18 protein-coding genes are annotated in these 16,323 nt (G+C 42.2%); all 18 read left to right on the forward strand.

Annotated elements, in window-relative coordinates:
- The first annotated feature begins 5 nt into the window (after positions 1-5).
- On the forward strand, positions 6-1,508 hold the full coding sequence (locus tag PHV44_06140) for a hypothetical protein (GenBank protein MDD5592851.1): 1,503 nt from the start codon (positions 6-8) through the stop codon (positions 1,506-1,508).
- 65 nt (positions 1,509-1,573) lie between these two features.
- Positions 1,574-2,734, forward strand: coding sequence for an LL-diaminopimelate aminotransferase (locus tag PHV44_06145; protein MDD5592852.1), 1,161 nt, complete (start codon positions 1,574-1,576; stop codon positions 2,732-2,734).
- 90 nt (positions 2,735-2,824) lie between these two features.
- Positions 2,825-3,223, forward strand: a complete 399-nt coding sequence (folK, locus tag PHV44_06150; protein ID MDD5592853.1) for a 2-amino-4-hydroxy-6-hydroxymethyldihydropteridine diphosphokinase — start codon at positions 2,825-2,827, stop codon at positions 3,221-3,223.
- Positions 3,220-4,080 (forward strand): pantoate--beta-alanine ligase, encoded by an 861-nt coding sequence (panC, locus tag PHV44_06155; protein MDD5592854.1) that lies wholly within the window; start codon positions 3,220-3,222, stop codon positions 4,078-4,080. The genes folK and panC overlap by 4 nt, the downstream gene beginning before the upstream one ends.
- Before the next feature lie 45 nt (positions 4,081-4,125).
- Positions 4,126-4,944 carry an aspartate dehydrogenase gene (locus PHV44_06160; protein MDD5592855.1) on the forward strand — a complete coding sequence of 273 codons (819 nt, stop codon included), beginning with the start codon at positions 4,126-4,128 and terminating at the stop codon, positions 4,942-4,944.
- Positions 4,945-5,073: 129 nt separating this feature from the next.
- Complete coding sequence (locus PHV44_06165; protein MDD5592856.1) at positions 5,074-5,316, forward strand: hypothetical protein; 243 nt, start codon at positions 5,074-5,076, stop codon at positions 5,314-5,316.
- Positions 5,317-5,397: 81 nt separating this feature from the next.
- On the forward strand, positions 5,398-8,241 hold the full coding sequence (uvrA, locus tag PHV44_06170) for an excinuclease ABC subunit UvrA (GenBank protein MDD5592857.1): 2,844 nt from the start codon (positions 5,398-5,400) through the stop codon (positions 8,239-8,241).
- A gap of 21 nt (positions 8,242-8,262) precedes the next feature.
- Positions 8,263-10,761: a tetratricopeptide repeat protein gene (locus tag PHV44_06175; protein ID MDD5592858.1), complete on the forward strand. Its 2,499-nt coding sequence runs from the start codon at positions 8,263-8,265 to the stop codon at positions 10,759-10,761.
- A gap of 100 nt (positions 10,762-10,861) precedes the next feature.
- Complete coding sequence (locus tag PHV44_06180; GenBank protein MDD5592859.1) at positions 10,862-11,494, forward strand: MotA/TolQ/ExbB proton channel family protein; 633 nt, start codon at positions 10,862-10,864, stop codon at positions 11,492-11,494.
- A gap of 11 nt (positions 11,495-11,505) precedes the next feature.
- The gene (locus tag PHV44_06185; protein ID MDD5592860.1) at positions 11,506-11,907 is read left to right on the forward strand and encodes a biopolymer transporter ExbD; all 402 of its coding nucleotides are present in this window, start codon (positions 11,506-11,508) and stop codon (positions 11,905-11,907) included.
- Positions 11,904-12,539, forward strand: coding sequence for a hypothetical protein (locus PHV44_06190; protein ID MDD5592861.1), 636 nt, complete (start codon positions 11,904-11,906; stop codon positions 12,537-12,539). The genes PHV44_06185 and PHV44_06190 overlap by 4 nt, the downstream gene beginning before the upstream one ends.
- Positions 12,532-12,759, forward strand: a complete 228-nt coding sequence (locus PHV44_06195; protein ID MDD5592862.1) for a hypothetical protein — start codon at positions 12,532-12,534, stop codon at positions 12,757-12,759. Before PHV44_06190 ends, PHV44_06195 begins: the two co-directional genes overlap by 8 nt.
- A gap of 44 nt (positions 12,760-12,803) precedes the next feature.
- Positions 12,804-13,010 carry a winged helix-turn-helix domain-containing protein gene (locus tag PHV44_06200; protein ID MDD5592863.1) on the forward strand — a complete coding sequence of 69 codons (207 nt, stop codon included), beginning with the start codon at positions 12,804-12,806 and terminating at the stop codon, positions 13,008-13,010.
- Positions 13,011-13,017: 7 nt separating this feature from the next.
- The gene (locus PHV44_06205; protein ID MDD5592864.1) at positions 13,018-13,392 is read left to right on the forward strand and encodes a hypothetical protein; all 375 of its coding nucleotides are present in this window, start codon (positions 13,018-13,020) and stop codon (positions 13,390-13,392) included.
- A gap of 201 nt (positions 13,393-13,593) precedes the next feature.
- Positions 13,594-13,791 (forward strand): helix-turn-helix domain-containing protein, encoded by a 198-nt coding sequence (locus tag PHV44_06210; protein ID MDD5592865.1) that lies wholly within the window; start codon positions 13,594-13,596, stop codon positions 13,789-13,791.
- A complete protein-coding gene (gene pilM / locus PHV44_06215) occupies positions 13,788-15,335 on the forward strand; it encodes a pilus assembly protein PilM (GenBank protein MDD5592866.1) in 1,548 nt (515 codons plus the stop codon). The genes PHV44_06210 and pilM overlap by 4 nt, the downstream gene beginning before the upstream one ends.
- 4 nt (positions 15,336-15,339) lie before the next feature.
- Entirely contained in the window at positions 15,340-15,918 is a 579-nt protein-coding gene (gene pilO, locus PHV44_06220) for a type 4a pilus biogenesis protein PilO (GenBank protein ID MDD5592867.1), read from the forward strand.
- Positions 15,915-16,322, forward strand: coding sequence for a hypothetical protein (locus PHV44_06225; protein ID MDD5592868.1), 408 nt, complete (start codon positions 15,915-15,917; stop codon positions 16,320-16,322). Before pilO ends, PHV44_06225 begins: the two co-directional genes overlap by 4 nt.
- Position 16,323: the final 1 nt, after the last annotated feature.

Consider the following 16,323-nt stretch of genomic DNA (forward strand, 5'->3'; position numbering starts at 1 on the left):
AGAAAATGAATTATTTTAGAATAATAAATAATGAGAAATGGCTGTCTAATTTTGCTTTGGTTTTAGTCTTGGCCTCTATTATTATTTATTCTATATTCATCCAGTTTCTGCTACCGACCTTCCACGAAGCGGATGAATATTACCATATAGCCGCTTCAAGCTTTTTAAAAGACCTCGGGCCGCGTTATGATTTCCATTGGGCTCAATTCTCCACATTTAAAAGGTTCTTTTCAGACAAAGAGTTTTTGTTCCATCTTCTGACCATCCCATTTTTGTCGCTTTCCCAAAATCTTGTTTTAGATGGTAAATACGCCATTATTTTCTTTGATATTCTGTTCATTCTTACCTACGCCTTTATATTAAAAAGGTATCTTCCGACATTTTTGGCAGCCTGTTGTCTATTATTGCCTTTCGTAAATTTTACTTTTATTACCTATTTTGTGCGCCTTCGGCCCGTTATTTTAGCTAATATATTAACTATTCTGGGTATTTACTTTTTGATTAACAAGAAATGGATAAGGGTGTTTATCGTGTCTTTTCTTTATCCCCTTACCCATATCTCGTTCCTTACGCTCTTGATATTTGCTTTAGCCTGTGAATTGATAAGGTATATTCTCAATAAGGATTTTTTTATCAGGAATATTTACGCCACAGTTATTGGGGTTCTCTTAGGTTGCGCACTTCATCCCAACAACCCCAATAATTGGCTTTCTATGCATTTAAACGCGATACTGGTGCCTTTTTATACCACCGTCGGCGGCATAGGGGGGTTTGGCAGGGAATTATATTCTGCTTCTTCCAAGGCCGCGCTTGTTTTTAATTTCTCCATATTTTTGGCCTTTTACCTGGTTATATGGATGGCTTTTTTATCAAGAGTAAAATTAAGCCTGGCTACCCTTGTCTGGTGGTTTTGCAGTAGTTTCTACTTAGCCCTTTCGTTTCTCGGTTTTAGGTATTGGCATGTGGCAAATGTCTTATTTTTTATTTTTTTCGCCTCTTATATAAAGGACTGGCTGATAGATAAGCCAAAAGGGTTAGTCATATCGAGGGCGCGCATTTTTATTATCGCCTCTTCATTGATTCTCGGTATATTTTTCTTTCCTAATATACAAACGCAAGCAAACACTATGTTGGCTTCTACAATAAGAAATACCGCTTATGAAAAGGTAGCAATATGGATGAATAAAAATATCCCCCCCGGAGAAACCGTCTACCATACGAGTTGGTCTGCTTCGCCTTATTTTATCTGTTTAAACCCCAAAGATAACTATTTGGTCGTCCTCGACCCTATATATATGTTTTATAAGTACCCCAAAATATACAAACTTTACCTTGATTTAAATACGGGGAATATTAAGAGGCCTTATAAATTTTTAAAACATATCTTTAAAACGGCTTACGGGTATGCCGATAAAAACGGAGGATTATATCGCCAGATCAAGAAGCAGAAAAGTTATTTCAAAATTATTTATGAAAATGATTTTGGTATCGTATTTAAAGTTCTTTAGGGTTTAAAATAACAACGGTTCATCAGGAAAATTCAGTAATTGTTTTTTAATTTTAAGGGGCAGATATGTTTAAACTCTCTAAAAAGTTAGAAAATTTACCGCCTTATTTGTTTCTTGAGATAGATAAGGCTAAAAGGATAGCTAAACAAAAAGGCAAAGATATCATTGACCTGGGTATAGGCGACCCTGACCTGCCGACACCCAACCACATCATTGACAGGTTGTATCAGGCTGCCTGCGACCCCCTGACCCACCGTTATGCCTTAGACCAGGGCCTGTTAGGCCTACGCCAGTCTATCGCCAAATGGTATAAAAACCGTTTTCAGGTCAATCTCGAACCGGAAACCGAAATCCTGCCTTTGATCGGCTCCAAAGAGGGCATTGCCCATTTTCCTTTGGCATTTCTGGATGAGGGCGATTATGCGCTCATTCCTGATCCCTGCTATCCTCCTTATAAAGGAGGGACAATCTTTGCCGGAGGCAAACCTTATCTTATGCCGCTTTTAAAAGAGAATGAATTCTTGCCTGATTTAAAAAAGATACCTTTAAATATACGCAAAAAAGCAAAATTAATTTATATTAATTATCCGAATAATCCCACTTCTGCCGTAGCGGATGAGGATTTTTATAAAGAGGCCGTTGAATTCGCCGGCAAAAATAAAATTATCCTTCTTTCGGATTTGGCCTATTCTGAATTGGCTTATGACGGATACAGGCCGCATAGCCTACTGGAGACCGAGGGTTCAAGGGGCGTGGCTATAGAATTCCACTCTTTATCCAAGACGTATAATATGACGGGTTGGCGTATAGGATGGGCCTGCGGTAACGCACAGTTAATTTCAGCATTGGCCAAAGTTAAATCCAACATTGATTCCGGTATATTTTCTGCGCTTCAGTTAGCAGGTGTGGCTGCCTTAGAAGGCCCCGAACAGCATATCCAAGAGATGTGCCAGATTTATCAACAGAGGCGGGATGCTTTAGTTAAAGGCTTGAATACTCTGGGTTGGCAGGTAACTCCACCCAAAGCCACTTTCTATGCCTGGTTGAAGATACCCAAAAAGACAGATTCCCTGAAGTTTTCTGCGTTATTATTGGAGAAGGCCGATATCGTAGTGACACCCGGCGTAGGTTTCGGTAAATACGGCGAAGGATATATCAGGATGGCATTGACCGTATCCAAAGAAAGGATCCAGGAGGCAACCCAACGTCTAAGAAAAATCCTATAGTTGGTTCTTTGAGTTACTTGAGTTCATTGAGTTGTTTGAGTTAGAAACTCAATAACTCTATAAACTCAACAAACTCTATAAACTAAATAAATGGTAGTTTGTTTTCTGGGGGTAGGTTCTAATTTAGGAAACAGAAGGAAAAATATCGAGAAGGCATTGGATTATTTGGTAAAGACCAAGGGTATAAAAATAGAAAAAATCTCGCGGATTTATGAAACCGAACCTGTGGGCGCAGTCCCTCAGGGAAAATTCTTGAACGCTGCCCTAAAAATCAGGACTTCGCTTGCACCTCTGCCGCTTCTTAAAACCCTTAAAAAAATAGAAAAGGCCTTAGGCCGCAAGAAGGGTATCCGTTTTGGCCCGCGCCCCATAGATTTAGATATCCTGCTTTACGCAGACAAGGCGATAAAGACAAAGGAACTTATGATCCCGCATCCTGAGATGTTCAGGAGGGAATTTGTCCTGAAACCCTTAAGAGACCTGTTATGAAAGTTATCCGCAGCCTAAAACAAATGTCTGCTTTTTCCCGCAGCGTGCATCTTAAGAAGCAGACTATTGGTTTTGTGCCGACGATGGGCGCATTGCACGCCGGGCACCTTAGCCTTATCAGGGCAGCGCGCCGGGAAAACCATAAAGCCGTGGTAAGCGTATTCGTCAATCCCATTCAATTCGCACCCCAAGAAGACTACAAAAAATATCCCAGAGACTTTAAGCTCGATGCCCGCTTATGCAGTAAGGAAGGCGCGGATGTCATATTTTATCCTGATAGCCGCCGGATGTATCCTGATAATTACAAGACCTATGTAGTTGTTCGGGATTTAAGTGATTGCCTATGCGGAAAATCCCGGCCGGGGCATTTTAAAGGCGTGGCTACGGTTGTGGCTAAGCTTTTGAATATAGTTAACCCCGATATCGCCTATTTCGGCCAAAAGGATGCCCAGCAAGCGTTCATTATAAAAAAGATGGCCCAGGATTTAAATATGCCGGTTAAAATTAAGATTATGCCTACGGTACGCGATAAGGACGGCTTGGCCTTAAGTTCGCGGAATATTTATCTTAGTAGAAGCGAAAGAAGAGATGCCGTAATTTTATCTCAAGCGCTGAATTTAGCTAAAGAAATGGTGAGGCAAGGCAAAAAAAAATCTACGCAGATTATCGGCAGGATGAGGCGGTTAATCAGCGCAAAAAAGAGTGTTTCTATCCAGTATATCTCTATCGTAGATTTAGAAAATTTAAGGCCTTTAGATAAAATAAAGGATAAGGCATTGATTGCGCTGGCGGTATATATAGGAAAGACAAGGTTGATAGATAATATTATCGTAAATCGTAATTTACAATTTAGATAAAAATTACGAGTTACCAATTACGAATTACCGATTACGGATTTTAGCATGGCTAAATTATTGAAGATTGGGATAGCAGGTTGTGGCGCCATCGGTTCTTCTTTGGCTGCATCCATATTATCTGATTTCTCCGACAGGGCAGAATTAGCGAGCTTATATGACGTTGATATAGAAAAGGCTTATAGTTTATCGAGTAAACTTGGCAAGAAATTAGCCGCCCTGAACTTGGAAGATTTAATAAATAGGGTAGATTTAGTTATTGAGGCTACCAAAGCGGACTCTAGTTTCGATATCGCCAGAAAGACAATTTCGGCAGGGCGCGATATCATGGTGATGAGCGTCGGCGGCATAATTAAACAGTATGAAGAGTTAAGGCTATTGGCCAAAGAAAAGAACGCGCGCATATTCATACCTTCCGGAGCGATATGCGGCATAGACGGCCTTAAGGCAGCAGCCTGCGGAAAAATAAATAAAGTTACCTTAACTACCAAAAAACCTCCTAAGGCATTTTTAGGCGTTCCTTATGTGGTTAAAAAACAGATACGCCTGGATAATATTGATAAAGATACGGTTATCTTTGAAGGCAGCGCCTCCTCTGCTATAAAGAATTTTCCTCAGAACATAAACGTGGCGGCGACTCTAAGCCTGGCAGGCATAGGAGCAGATAATACCCTGGTGCGTATCGTAGCTTCTCCTCATCTTGAAAAGAATGTGCATGAAGTAGAAATAGAATCAGAGGCAGGCAGGATCACTACCCGTACGGAAAATCTGATTCATCCTGATAATCCTAAGACAAGTTATCTGGCAGTGCTTTCAGCAGTAGCGACCTTAAAACAGATTTTAGAGCCGATTAAAATTGGAACTTAATAGATAAGTTAGTGTCAAGGTGCCAAGTATCAATGTGTCAAAGGAAAAGCAATAAAAGATTTTATACTTTGATACTCTGACACTATGATACTTTGATACATAATCGAAACGAAAGGGGGTGAACAAGGTATGGCACAGAAATTAGTGAAAGTAGGAGTAAAGAGACAGAAGGGTTACCTCTATTATATTGACAAGCACGGCGATGTTTCCTGCGCTAAGATGGCTAGAGGTACGAAAAAGGGAGGCAGCCCCAAGAAAGTAGCAAAATGCGGCATCAAGAGGAAAGAGGGCTACCTTTATTTTGTTGATAAACAAGGCGATGTTTCTTGCGCCAAGATGAAAAGAGGCGGCAAGAAAAAGAAAAAAAGATAAGTATCAAGGCAAAGAAGCCCCTGTAAAATGGTCTCATCTCTAATTTACAGGGGCTTTCTTTTTTGGTATAATCTTACTTCTATGGAAGACGCTATTATTATCAAAGGCGCTAAAGAGCACAACCTTAAAAATATAAACCTAAGATTACCCCGGAATAAACTTATCGTTATTACGGGCCTCTCCGGTTCGGGTAAATCCAGCCTGGCCTTTGATACTATTTATGCCGAGGGCCAGAGGCGTTACGTAGAGAGCCTCTCCAGCTATGCCCGCCAGTTTTTAGAGCAACTGCAGAAACCCGACGTAGAATATATCGAAGGATTATCCCCTGCCATAGCTATTGAACAGAGGACTGCCGGAGGCAATCCCCGTTCTACCGTAGGGACCCAGACTGAAATCTACGACTATTTGAGGATCCTTTTTGCGCGTATCGGTAAGGTCTTGTGTTATCAGTGCGGACAACCCATAGAGAGGCAGAGCGCACAGGAGATAGTAGAGAGAGTTATGGCCTCATCACAGGGTTCTGATATCCAGATATTGGCGCCGTTAGTCAGAGGCAGAAAAGGAGAATATAAAGACATATTTGCCCAGATTCAGAAAGCCGGTTTTGTCAGGGCGCGGGTAGACGGCGAAATTTACGATTTACCTCAAAAGATTAAACTCAAGAAATACAATATCCATAATATCGAAGTAGTGGTAGACAGGCTTATCATCAAACCCGAAGTAAAAAACAGGCTCACCGATTCCATAGAAACAGCGCTTAAGGTAGGTAAAGGCATTGCGATAGTTAGTCAGTTAGCTAGTCCGCCGGTTGGCCGGTTGAACCGACAAACCGGCGAACCGACAAACCGGCAAACTGATATAGTTTTTAGCGAACAATATGCCTGTACCAAATGCGGCATCAGTTATCCTGAGGTTGAGCCGCGGATGTTTTCTTTTAATTCACCCTATGGCGCCTGCCCTGCCTGCCATGGCTTAGGCACTAAGTTAGAATTTGACCCGGATTTAATCATCCCTGATAGGAATAAATCCATAAACGAAGGCGCCATCGAGGCCTGGAAGAGGGGCGGCAGGGGCTATATTCTTTATTACCGCTGGCTCATCCGAGAACTTTCATTTACAATGGGTTTTGATTTGGATACGCCGTTTAAGAAATTAGGCAAGCATGTGCAGAAGGCCATACTTTACGGGGCTGATATAAATGCCGGCGGAAAACCTTTTGAGGGGGTAATCCCTAACCTGGAAAGATTATTCCATCAGACCGAAAGCGATTACCTGAAAGAAGAGATATCTAAGTTTATGTCTAGCCTCCCCTGTCCGGTTTGCCGGGGCGCAAGGTTAAAAAAAGAAAGCCTGGCCGTTACGATTAGCGGCAAGAATATCTGGGAAGTCACGGCGATGTCCATTAAAGAAGCGCGCCAATTTTTTGGAACGTTGGAATTGACACAAAGGCAGAAGATAATCGCGCATCAGGCTTTAAAAGAGATAATCCGGAAATTGCAATTCTGTATTGATGTGGGTTTAGAATATATCACTTTAGACAGAAAGAGCGCCACTCTCTCCGGCGGCGAAGCGCAGCGTATCCGTTTGGCTACGCAGGTAGGCTCGGCCTTAGTAGGTGTATTATATATATTGGATGAGCCCAGTATCGGCCTGCACCAGAGGGATAACGCCAGATTAATTTCTACCCTGAAGACCTTAAGGGACCTGGGTAATACCCTGATTATCGTAGAACACGATGAAGCTACGATACTGGCAGCTGACTATATTGTAGATTTAGGCCCGGGCGCAGGCAGGCACGGCGGAGAAATAGTTTTCTCAGGGGACAGGGAGGATTTATTAAAACGTTCAGATTCTCTTACTGCAAAATATCTTAGAGGTGAACTCAGGGCGTGTAAAATTATACAGAGGAGGCCCTGGCAGAAAAGGAAGTTCTTGGAGATTAAGGGTGCCAGGGAGCACAACCTGAAAAATATAGATGTAAAATTCCCCTTAGGTGTCTTTATCTGCGTTACGGGGGTATCCGGTTCGGGTAAGTCTACTCTCATCGATGAGATATTGTATCGCAGCCTCGCACAAAAATTATATAAATCCAGGGAAAAACCCGGGCTGCATCAGAAGATTACGGGCGTAGAATACGTTGACAAGGTTATTGTCGTTGATCAGTCTCCTATCGGCAGGACCCCGCGCTCAAATCCGGCCACCTATGCCGGAGTCTTTAGCCATATCCGGGATATATTCAGCAGGCTCCCCGAAGCGCGCATTAAGGGGTATAAACCGGGCAGGTTTTCTTTTAATGTTAAAGGCGGCCGTTGCGAGGCCTGCGCAGGAGACGGCATAAAAAAGATTGAGATGCATTTTCTCCCCGATGTCTATGTAAAATGCGATGTCTGTAAAGGCAGGCGTTTTAATGAGGCGACCCTGGGGGTGAAATATAAGGGTAAATCTATTGCCGAAGTCTTGGATATGACCGTGGAGGAGGCGCTGGATTTATTCGCCAATATCCCAAAGATAAAGGGCATCTTGAGCTATCTTTTTGAAGTGGGCTTAGGTTATATACAACTTGGCCAGAGCGCAACCACTTTATCGGGCGGTGAAGCGCAGCGGGTTAAACTTGCCTCAGAACTTAGCAAGCGTTCGACAGGCAAAACCCTTTATCTTTTGGATGAGCCTACTACCGGATTACACTTTGCTGACGTAGAAAAACTTCTTTCTGTCCTGCAGAGATTAGTGGATAAAGGCAACACTATTTGCGTGATTGAGCATAATCTGGAGGTAATAAAGTGCGCTGATTACATCATTGACTTGGGCCCTGAAGGCGGAGAAAAAGGAGGCGAGGTCGTAGCCAGCGGCAGCCCCGAGGAATTGCTTAATAACCACAAGTCATACACGGCGCAATTTTTGAGAAAAGTATTGAAGAAAGAATAAAGAAGTGATATAGTTTTAATCATGAATAAACTCAAAAATCAATTTTTTAAATCTCTTAGAATTCTTTTACCTTTTCTTTTTATTTTCGCTTACAGCTTACAGCTTACAGCTTACAGCTTACATGCCCAGGATTCCTCCAAGGAAGAAGAGGCGCTCTTTGTCGCCGAGAAGGCCTTTGAAGACGGCTTCTATGACGTAGCCTTGGGGCTCTTTGAGCGTTTCTTAAAGAATTACCCTGCTTCTTCCAGGGCAGCAGAAGCGAACCTTTTAATCGGGCAGTGCTATTATCACCAGAATAGGTTCTTAGATGCCCTAGCCAAGTTTGAAGGGCTCCTTACTTGGCCTCCCGCGCAGAATATCAAGGACGAAGTCCTCTATTGGATCGCCGAAGTGCATTTTAAAGGCAATAATTTTACCAAGGCAGGCCAGTATTACAGGATGATAATTGAGGGTTACCCGAAATCTTCTTATTCCGTTTATGCCTATTATTCCTTAGGCTGGTGTTTGTTCCAGGAATCCGATTTTACCGAGGCCGTGAAATACTTTAAAATCACACAGGAGAAATTCCCCAAGGAGCCTCAGGCGCAGGATTCCGCGTTTAAAATAGCGGAGTGCCTCTATAATCTGAAGGATTACACCGGCACCAAAGACAGGCTGCAATCTTATATGAAGGCCTACCCTAAGGATAGCGCGCGCACCGCTTATATTTATTTTTATCTGGCCGAAGCAGATTATTATTTGAACAATTTCAGTGAGGCCATTGATGAATATTCCAAGGCCATAGCCAATACTAATGACGAAAGAATACAGGCGCTCTCTAAGTTAGGCATAGGCTGGGCCTACCTGAAATCAAAAAAATATAAGGAAGCCCAGGATACGTTTTCAGGCATCGTACCCGATAAACTGGAGAAAAAGGGGCAGGATATCCTGTTATTAGGCAAAGCGCTTTTATCCGCAGAGACTAAGAGATTTACCCAGGCCAAAGATACGTATGATGAATTATTAAAGGTATCTTCTGACCCGCTTATTTTAATTCAGGGTTATCTGGGCAAGGCTGAAACGCTTTATAATATTTCCGAATATAAAGAGGCAATAGGCGTATACGAAGAGGCATTAGACAAGATATCGGCATCCATACCCCAGGAGAGCATTGACAAGCTGCATTACGGCCTGGCCTGGGCATTTTTAAAAGAGGGGGAATTCAAAGAAGCAATAGACGAATTCCAGAAGATTGCCAGGCACACTGAAGATAAGATGATTAAGGTAGCCGCGCTCTGCCAGATAGGCGATGCCTACCAGGACTCGGGAGAATACGTCAAGGCAATTGAGGCATACGATACCATATTAAAGGATTATCCGGATACGTTATATAACGATTACGTGCAATATCAGTTAGGCAACAGTTTACTGAAGACCTATAATTACGACGGAGCGATCATGGCTTTCCAGAGCCTGAAAAACAATTTCCCTAATTCGAAATTATCCGATGAGGCAGCTTATGCCTTGGGGATAACTTATTTTCAAAAACAGGACTATAACTCCAGCAAGGAAATCTTCGAAAATTTTAAGGATGAATTTAAAGAGAGCGCCTTAAGGCCCCAAGGCATGTATCTTTTAGGGAGCAGCCTCTATAATTTAGGTGAATTTGCGCAGGCTATCGAGGTCTTTAAAGATATCATCAGGAACTACAACCAGGATACGGAGTCAGTCCAGAAGGCCGAATACGAGATAGCCGATTGCTACTACCAGCTTGGGAATGAAAAAGAGGCCATGGACAGGTTTAAGGTATTGCGCTCCAAATATCCCGATTCCCGGCTCACCCCGGAAGTGATGTGGTGGCTGGGGGAGTACTATTACAGGCATGATGACCTGGGCCTGGCGCGCCGGTATTTCTCCTCGCTAATACAGGACTTTCCCAAGAGTAATTTAATCCCCGATGCCTACTATATTTTAGGTTCTACTTACGCAGAGGAAGGCAAGTATGAAGAAGCCATAGCAAATTTCAAGAAGGCAGCAGAATTAGGTAAATCCGACCTCACCGGCACATCCGGTATTGCCATAGCGGATATATATGCCAAACAAGGCAAAACCGATTTGGCCCTGAAGATGTATAAGGACGTAGCCAGGGAATACGCTAATCTCGCAACTTTGATTTATCCGAAGATCGCAGGCCTCTACCGTAAGTCAGGTAATTATAATGAAGCAATAAATTTTTATAACCAGAGCCTGGATGTAGTCCCGGCGAGAGAAATGGCGGATATCCAATTTAAGATAGCAGAGACTAAAGAGGCGCAGGGTGAATACAGCGAGGCTATCGAAGAGTACTTGAAAGTTACCTACCTTTATGCGGAAAATAACAACTTAGCGGTAAAATCGCTTCTAAGGATAGCCGCGATTTATGAAGATAAAGAGAATTTTAAAGAAGCGGTTAATATTTACAAAAGAATCCGGGCCATGGATGTAGAAGAGGCAAAATACGCCCAAGAGAGGATGGACTGGATAAAGGCGCACGCAAAATAATTGTGTCAAAGTGTCAGTGTATCAAAGTGTCAAAGAAGAAACTTTGATACTTGATACCTTGATACTTTGATACAACCATCGCTATATTAAGGAGGTAGATATGGATTTGTACAAGATGGGTTTGTGGGAGGTGTTTTCAGCGGGAGGCCCGGTGATGTGGCCGATACTCTTATGTTCCATTTTTGCTTTAGCCATAATCCTGGAGAAGGCCTGGCACCTGCATAAAATAAAAATAGATACCCAGGAATTTTTAAGCAGTATTTTAGAAAAGATGAAACACCACCAGGTCAAGGAGGCCTTGGAGATATGCGATAATACCAAAAGCCCCATTGCGCATATACTAAAGGCGGGGATTTTAAAATATGACCGCTCCCGGCCTCAGATTAAAGAAGCTATAGAAGATGCGTCTTTGTACGAGATCCCCCGTTTGGAGAAGAATCTTTCTATGCTGGCTACTATAGCGCATATCTCCCCGCTTCTGGGCCTTTTAGGGACAGTCACGGGAATGGTGCGTTGTTTTCAGACCATTCAGGCCAAGGCTACGGCCTTTCATCCTGTTTCTCCCGGCGACTTAGCCGGCGGCATCTGGGAGGCGTTGCTTACTACCGTGGCGGGTTTAATCGTAGCCATACCGACGTTCATTGCCTATAATTATCTGGTTAACCGGATAAATAATTTTATCCTGGAGATGGAGAAGGCATCTACGGAGCTGGTTAATTTTCTTACTGAATAAGGAGATTAAATATGCATTTTAGACGCCATATGGAATTAGAGCACGGGCTCAAGCAGATAGATATCGCTCCCTTAATAGATATAGTATTTCAGTTATTGATATTCTTTATGCTCACCTCCAGTTTTGTCATGCAGCCCGGCATAAAGGTAAACCTGCCTAAAGCAGTAACCAGCGAAGCAGTCAAGTACGAGAATACGGAAATAATCATATCCAGCGAAAATATCGTTTACTTAAACGGCAAGGTTGTAAACAGCGCCGAATTAAAGACGCTGCTTAAGCAAGTAGCAAAAGCAAAGCAGGGGATTATGATTAAGGCAGATAGAAGGGCATCTTTAGGCAGGATAGTTGAGATCTGGGATTTATGCCGGGATTTAGGCGTGGCCCAGGTTAATATTGCCACAAACCAGGAATGACGGAATATTTTTTAAAACAGGCCATACTTATCTCGTTTGCGGGGCACCTCACCTTATTCAGCCTGTTTAGTTTTTCCTTCGGGCCAAAGGTTCCCCAGGCGGATTTTACGAATATTTCTTTCAGGGGGGCCATCTTGCGCGTTCGTGATTTAACGGATAGCCCTAATCCTCTGATAAGCAACAGGAGGGCCATAGCAGCGGCCCAAAAAACCGAGATGCTGCTGTTAGATAAAATAAACCATGAATCGTTTCCAGAGGCCAGGGATTATGCAAAACCGCAGGTAACCTTAACTTCTTCTGAAGATAAGGCAGTATTTATAAAGGAATTGAAACCGCGCATAACCTTAACCCCCAGGAAAGAACCCCCAATTATATTTTATCCAAAGCTGCCATATAATTTCGCCCTTTATTTTAAAGACAGGCAGGTAGCACACATTGAACTCATGTTTGCGATAATCCCCGCCGCCGAAAGAAATTCGGTGTTGATTAAGAGAAAAATTTCCTCCGGGAACCTGGAAGTAGACCTTTTGACTATGCGTTATATCGGGCATTACCTTTTTATACAAGAGGCGGCATTTGCCCCTGCTAACTGGCAGACGGCCAAAATAGACCTGTCTACGTTGAATGATTAACCTTGATTTTTCTTTAGCCGTATCATTATATATCTTTTTTGTCTTGAATATAACTTTGCTTATTTGGTTATTCAGCAGGAAGCAAAAGGACAAGGATTTATCTTTAGACCATAAGTTTATCTGGTTTTGTTCGGTTTGCACCTATACCTACGTTAACACTAAAGAAGACCTGATTTCTCTTTGTCCCCGTTGCGGCAGTTATAATAAAAAAAGTAGTTGACACCGGCGTCATTTACCTTACAATAAATAGAGAGGACAAAACATATGATTACTGAAATAGGCATAGTCGCAGGCGATATCTGGCATTATTTAGACCAGCACGGAGAAGCGAAACTTTCGGACTTAGCCAGGGGTATTGATAAGCCCAGGGATAATATTTTGATGAGCTTAGGCTGGCTTGCCCGCGAAGGCCATGTGATCGTCCAGCAATTTGGGCACGATTACAAGGTAAGTCTAAAAAATAAGTTTTAAACTTAGAATGGGTAAAAAAAGAGGAGTAGTTTTATTCCTGGTTTTAGCTACTGTTTTAGTAGCGGTAATTTTAGCTAATATTATCCTGAGCTTTGTTTTAAGCCAATACAAGCTTACCCACCATCAGACCAGCCGGATACGGGCTTACTATGCTGCTTTAGCAGGGATGAATCTGGCTAGGGAAAATATAAGATTGGGAACTTCGGGTTGGGTACCTGCCGCAGGCAGCGTTACTAAAACCTTATGCAGTTCTGGTTGTGATGTAATTGATAATGATATACCCTATAAGGTCTCAATAACTATAGGAGCTCCGGGTACTTCCATTGACAGGATAGGCCGTAAAATCAGCATCAAGACTACTTACACCTACGCTGCCCCTTAATTCCTTCCTAAAAATCTATTATAATCTAAGTAAATCTATTATAATCTAAGTAAATAAATTATTATCTTATTAGGCCTTAATTTAAGACTAATTTTAAACATAAGTAAGTTTGAGTAAGTCTATATAAAAAAACACTTGACAAAATAAGTATTTTATGTTTTAATTAAGTCGTTTATTATTTATGGAAGAATAAGGAAAAAGATGATGACCAGGCTGATGGATATTGATGAATTAGCGGATTACCTGAAGCTAAAAAGGCAAACCCTTTATAACTGGTTGCACGAGGGGAAGTTTTCCGGGATTAAAGTGGGCGGGGTCTGGCGGTTTGACCGCCGCGAAATTGATTCCTGGTTAAAGAGCAGAAGGCGCGTATCTAAGTTATCAGGAGAGAACATATGAGTACCTTAGGCGTATATTTTGGCCCTCAAGTAATTAGTCTGGTAGAAAGCGCGGGGAAACGGCCGCTAAAGAATATCCAAATTTCTCAGTCGCTTGTTTCTGTAGCTAAAGGGTTAGAGGAGAAAGTCCCGGAAGAAGTAAAGTTAGTTGCCCTGCTTAAAGAGGGATTGGTTAAAAATGCGTTTGATTCAAGGGAAGCGGCGGTGAGCCTTTCCGGCAAAGATTTAATTGTACGCACTTTTGAAATGCCTATCCTGCCTGCCCATGAACTAAATAGTGCCATCCTTTTCGAAGTAAAAAAATACATTCCCTTTAAGACCGAAGACCTTATCTCGGATTTCCAGTGGCAATTGGATAAGACTATCCAAAGGACGCGGGTCCTCTATGTGGGTATCAAAAAAGAAGCCCTGGATAAGTATATTTATATCCTTAAACAGGCCGGCCTGAAAATAAGTTCCATAGATTATTCCGCTTTTAGTATATTAAGATTATTCAACTTAGCCAACATCAGGGAAAAAGGCATTATTTCGCTTATCGCCGTGGATGTAGCTAAAGATGATGAAGCTAACTTCATAGTCATGGAGAAGGGGTTTCCTTTATTCAGCCGGGATATAACCTTTGCCGCAGGATACAAAGAGGCTGCTAAAGAAGAAAAAGAAGAGCCCGGCATAATCTTAGGCAGGTTGAAAAGAGAAATTCAGATATCCCTGGATTATTATGAACGTAAATTTCCGGGTAAAAATATCAGCAAAATATTCTTTGTTACCAGCCCGGATTATAAAAATGATTTGGAAGCCTTTATGAAAGAAGCGGGTTTTGGCATTCAATTTATTGATATAAATAAGATTACGGCCAGCCCGGATCATTTTTCCCTGGCTTTTGTCAAGGCCTACAGCGCTTCTTTATCCAAAGTGGCTACGGGAGTCAAGATTAATCTCTTATCGGCAAAAGAAAAGACAGAACAAAAAGCAATCCCGGAACAATTCACTTTCGCCTATCTGGAGCACCTATTCAGGATAAATACCAGGTTAATTATGGCCTCTATTTTTGTCTGTGCTGCTGTTTTCTTATTTAGCGTATCCCGCCGGATCCCCCTGCAAAAGGAATTAAAAAATATAATAAATACGCGGCCGCCTGTTTCTACCGTTTCGCCGGACTTAGGTTATGAGGAACTGGCAGCCGTAGATTTTGATTATAAACAGAGAATAACAAATATGGATAACTTCCTTAAACAACGGCCTTACCTGACGCCGCTATTGGACGTGATACCTTCTCTTGTGCCTGACGGTATATGGCTGGTTAATTTATCTTCTAAGGAGGGGACAGAAGGGATTGAACTGACCTTAGAGGGCATGGCTTATCTGGGTGATAGCAAAAAAGAAAGGGAACTCGTGAATGCATTCGTTTCAGCTTTAAAGAAGGATCCCACCTTTGCCCAATATTTTAAGGAAGTATCCCTTGTTTCTGCGGTAAGCATGCAGAGCGGGAAAGCAAACGTCACTAATTTTACTATTTCCTGTCAGTATATAAAAAAAGCAGGCTAACGAAATGAAAATAGAATATCCTAAGGGAGAATTAATCAGTTTATTCAAACAATATAAGGGTAAGATCCCCGCTATTGTTATAATTATATTTACTTTGTTTGCCGCCGCGGGTATTTATAAAAGCCAGGCCAATATCCTTAGATCAATGAACCTGCGCAAGGATAGAGAACTAAACAAAAACAGGGTGTTAGGCGAGATTAGCCAATCAGAGAAAAAGATTGAGTCCTACCAGGGCATGCTTATGGAAAAAAATGCGCCTGCGATTATAGATAAGATAACTAAACTCGCCAAAGATTCTAATATAAAAATTATTTCTATTGAGCCGGGCCCGCAAGAGAAACATCCGTTATATACCAGATACCCTTTTATTTTGGCTATCAATGCGGGCAGTTATCATGCCGTAGGAAAATTTATCAGTAAAATAGAAAATTACTCTGACCTCTATTTTGTAAACGCAGCAACTATAAAACCGGCAGAGGGAAGCGGGGCATCTGGCCAGAAGTCAGATAAAGGTGGGCCGGCAACGGATAAACTAAGGGTTAATTTAACCTTAAGCATAATCGCGTTTACGGGCGAAAAATGATTTGCCTCAGAAAAAAAACAGCAATTTGCCTTTTCATCGGCGTATTTATTTTTCTCCTTAGCGAGGCAGGCTCGGTAGAGGAGAAAAAGGAGCCGGCTAAGAAAATAGAGTATAAAGCAGAAAAGTTAAAAGACCCCTTTCAGGAGGAAAACATAGGAGCGGAAGGAGGAGCCGAAGCCGCGCAAAAACCCTTACCGGCTTTAGCTATCCAGGGAATGGTCTGGGGAGGTACCTTTCCTCAGGCGATTATCAACGCTAAGGTAGTAAAAATAGGGGATACCATAGCAGGGGCCAGGATTATAGATATTTCTAAAAGCGGGGTAACGGTATTATATGAGGATAAAAAATATAATTTAGGGGCGCCTTTGGCAACAGCCCAGGACAATTCTCAAAAGAAACAGTAAG

The organism is Candidatus Omnitrophota bacterium, from assembly GCA_028717245.1.
Classification (GTDB): Bacteria; Omnitrophota; Gorgyraeia; order Gygaellales; family Profunditerraquicolaceae; genus JAGUYA01.

Coding starts and splice junctions, on each gene's coding strand:
- PHV44_06140 (MDD5592851.1), top strand. CDS start 6: ATGAATTATTTTAGAATAATAAATAATGAGAAATGGCTGTCTAATTTT.
- PHV44_06145 (MDD5592852.1), top strand. CDS start 1,574: ATGTTTAAACTCTCTAAAAAGTTAGAAAATTTACCGCCTTATTTGTTT.
- folK (MDD5592853.1), top strand. CDS start 2,825: ATGGTAGTTTGTTTTCTGGGGGTAGGTTCTAATTTAGGAAACAGAAGG.
- panC (MDD5592854.1), top strand. CDS start 3,220: ATGAAAGTTATCCGCAGCCTAAAACAAATGTCTGCTTTTTCCCGCAGC.
- PHV44_06160 (MDD5592855.1), top strand. CDS start 4,126: ATGGCTAAATTATTGAAGATTGGGATAGCAGGTTGTGGCGCCATCGGT.
- PHV44_06165 (MDD5592856.1), top strand. CDS start 5,074: ATGGCACAGAAATTAGTGAAAGTAGGAGTAAAGAGACAGAAGGGTTAC.
- uvrA (MDD5592857.1), top strand. CDS start 5,398: ATGGAAGACGCTATTATTATCAAAGGCGCTAAAGAGCACAACCTTAAA.
- PHV44_06175 (MDD5592858.1), top strand. CDS start 8,263: ATGAATAAACTCAAAAATCAATTTTTTAAATCTCTTAGAATTCTTTTA.
- PHV44_06180 (MDD5592859.1), top strand. CDS start 10,862: ATGGATTTGTACAAGATGGGTTTGTGGGAGGTGTTTTCAGCGGGAGGC.
- PHV44_06185 (MDD5592860.1), top strand. CDS start 11,506: ATGCATTTTAGACGCCATATGGAATTAGAGCACGGGCTCAAGCAGATA.
- PHV44_06190 (MDD5592861.1), top strand. CDS start 11,904: ATGACGGAATATTTTTTAAAACAGGCCATACTTATCTCGTTTGCGGGG.
- PHV44_06195 (MDD5592862.1), top strand. CDS start 12,532: ATGATTAACCTTGATTTTTCTTTAGCCGTATCATTATATATCTTTTTT.
- PHV44_06200 (MDD5592863.1), top strand. CDS start 12,804: ATGATTACTGAAATAGGCATAGTCGCAGGCGATATCTGGCATTATTTA.
- PHV44_06205 (MDD5592864.1), top strand. CDS start 13,018: ATGGGTAAAAAAAGAGGAGTAGTTTTATTCCTGGTTTTAGCTACTGTT.
- PHV44_06210 (MDD5592865.1), top strand. CDS start 13,594: ATGATGACCAGGCTGATGGATATTGATGAATTAGCGGATTACCTGAAG.
- pilM (MDD5592866.1), top strand. CDS start 13,788: ATGAGTACCTTAGGCGTATATTTTGGCCCTCAAGTAATTAGTCTGGTA.
- pilO (MDD5592867.1), top strand. CDS start 15,340: ATGAAAATAGAATATCCTAAGGGAGAATTAATCAGTTTATTCAAACAA.
- PHV44_06225 (MDD5592868.1), top strand. CDS start 15,915: ATGATTTGCCTCAGAAAAAAAACAGCAATTTGCCTTTTCATCGGCGTA.